The organism is Alcanivorax sp. HI0083 (assembly GCF_001635175.1).
The window spans coordinates 1-609 of record NZ_LWFX01000588.1 but is presented as its reverse complement, the minus strand read 5'-3'; the positions used below and the strand labels follow the sequence as shown (position 1 = coordinate 609).

1 protein-coding gene is annotated in these 609 nt (G+C 51.1%); it reads right to left on the bottom strand.

Translation table 11 applies throughout. From position 1 onward, the window contains the following. Window positions 1–331: response regulator (locus tag A3754_RS05960; protein WP_156496845.1), on the bottom strand; the 331-nt coding region annotated here is incomplete at its 3' end. Window positions 332–609: the final 278 nt, after the last annotated feature.

Here is a 609-nt window from a genome sequence, read left to right as displayed (position 1 = left end):
CGGTATCATCTTTCAACAAGTATCCATCCGCCCCGGACCGCAAGGAACCAAAAAGATGCTCGGCATCATCAAAGATGGTGGTGACCACACACATCGCCTGGCGATTGGCTTCCTTGAAGGGTCGAATCAGTCCAACACCATTCCCATCGGGCAAGCCCAGATCAATCAACGCCAGATCATAGGCGTGCGCATCGATTTTATCCCGGGCTTGCGCCAGCGTTCCCGCCTGGTCTATCTGTGTCGGCGACAGCAGGCTGGCCACCTGTCCGTGCAGCCACTGAGCCACATCAGGCAGATCTTCCACAATCAATACCTGCCTGATTGCATCCATGCTTGCACTCCAAATCCGCGAAAATAAAAATGTGAACCGAATCACGCAAATAATATATTCTTCAATCGTCCAAAAACAGATTGTTCTAATCACCGTAGTAGTAATCGGTGGCAACCCCATGGATCAACCCCCGAAAAACGGGGGTGAGGTAATGTCATTGCACATAGGGAACATGCATGCTTTCGCTGAAAACACGAATTATTACCGGGCTTTTTCTGGTGGCACTGTATGGCCTGATGGCTATCGCAACGGCACTCACCCTGCCCACTAGTGACATC